This is a genomic window from Kocuria sp. (genome assembly GCF_030536815.1).
Taxonomy (GTDB): domain Bacteria; phylum Actinomycetota; class Actinomycetes; order Actinomycetales; family Micrococcaceae; genus Kocuria; species Kocuria gwangalliensis.
In genome coordinates this window covers 1-1,625 of record NZ_JAUNPE010000328.1, presented here as the reverse complement: position 1 = coordinate 1,625, position 1,625 = coordinate 1, and the positions used below count along the sequence as shown (strand labels likewise).

Genomic DNA, 1,625 nt, shown 5'->3' with positions numbered 1-1,625 from the left:
ACTCGTTGGGGTTGTCGATGCTGCGTGACCAGTCGAACCACTTGTTGCCGGTCTCGGCGCGGGTGGCCCGCGTGAACTCCTCGACCAGCTGCGGCCAGTTGTCCGCGTGCTCGGGCTTCACATCGAATTTCACAACGATAAAGATCATGGTGGGTGTGCCTCCTTGGGTTGCGGTTCTCCCCTCCAGCATATGGGCAGCAACTGGTGAAAATGTGAACAACGAGACTCTCCGAGCCCCTGAAAATACGCATGTCATGGGCGAATAATGAGTGTGAACACCGCGGCTCCGAGGAGGACTTTCGTTGACTGAAACGCAACAGGCGCAGGATTGGGATCCGAGCGACCCGCGCGTGCGCGTGAATCAGACCGCCGCGTACGACCGCATGCGCGGCACGTGCCCCGTGGCGCATTCCGAGGCCCTGAACTGGTCCCTGTTCCGCCACGAGGACGTCTCGCGCGCTCTCCACGATCCCGAGACGTTTTCCAGCGCGGTTTCCCACCACGTTGCCGTGCCCAACGGCATGGACCCCCCGGAGCACACGGTCGTCCGAAAGGTGGTCGACCGCTATTACACGCCCGAGAAAATGGCCGAGTTCGAGCCCGCCCTCCAGGCACTCACGGCGCAGCTTCTTCAGGAGCTCACCGACGACGCCGTCCCGGTGACCTCGGGCGCGCGAGGCGAGGCGGCGGCGGCGGGCGCCGGGGGATCTGTGACCGTGGAGGTCATGTCCGAACTGGCGAACCCGTTCGCCCTGCGCTGCCAGTCCGCATTCATGGGCTGGCCACGCGAATTGGAGCCGGAGTTGGAGCGGTGGGTGCACCGTAACCACGAGGCCACTACGTCGCGGGATCGTTCGCGCACGGCCGAGGTGGCGCTCGAGTTCGACGGCTATATCCGGCAGCTGCTCGACGAGCGTCGTAACGCCCCGGCGGATCAGGACAACACCTCGCGGCTACTGCATGAAACGGTGTACGACCGGAAACTCACCGAGGACGAGATCGTGAGCATCGTGCGTAACTGGACGGTGGGTGAGCTGTCCACCATTGCGGGCGCGGTGGGGATCGTGCTGGGTTACCTGGCCGCGCACCAGGACGTGCAGCGGCACTTGCGCGAGAACCCGGAACAGATCGTGGCCGCCACGGACGAGATTCAGCGCATCGAGGACCCGTTCGTGACCAACCGTCGCGTGACCACACGTGACGTCGAGCTATCGGGTCGCGAGGTGCCCGCAGGGTCCAAGATCACCCTGATGTGGAGTTCGGCCAACCGGGACGAAGAGGTCTTCGGCGACCCCGATGAGTTCCGTCTGGACCGCGACCCCCAGCAAAATCTCGTGTACGGCGCCGGTATCCACGTGTGCCCCGGCGCCCCCATGGCCCGGCTGGAACTGAAGGTTCTCCTCGAGCGGGTCTTCGACCTGACCGAGAGGATCGAACCGGCAGGGGACAAGGTGGGTGCTCAACACCCCGCCGGAGGATTCCACACCGTACCGGTTCGTCTGGTGCTGCGGTAGGGGTGCCGCGCATGCCAAAGGCCCCCACCGGTGGTGGGGGCCTTCGGGTCAAAAGATTGCGTGGTGCGGAACCTAGTTCAGTCCGTCCTTCAGGTTCTTGCCGGCGTCTTT

At 64.6% G+C, this 1,625-nt stretch carries 2 protein-coding genes; one reads left to right on the top strand and one right to left on the bottom strand.

Features of this window, described 5'->3' with window-relative positions; all coding sequences use genetic code 11:
• The coding region (locus Q4E95_RS13675) for a putative quinol monooxygenase (RefSeq protein ID WP_303383816.1) at nt 1-148 on the bottom strand (148 nt) is incomplete at its 3' end.
• Between the two features lie 154 nt (nt 149-302).
• Here Q4E95_RS13675 and Q4E95_RS13670 point away from each other — a divergent pair.
• On the top strand, nt 303-1,514 hold the full coding sequence (locus Q4E95_RS13670) for a cytochrome P450 (RefSeq protein WP_303383815.1): 1,212 nt from the start codon (nt 303-305) through the stop codon (nt 1,512-1,514).
• Nucleotides 1,515-1,625 lie beyond the last annotated feature (111 nt).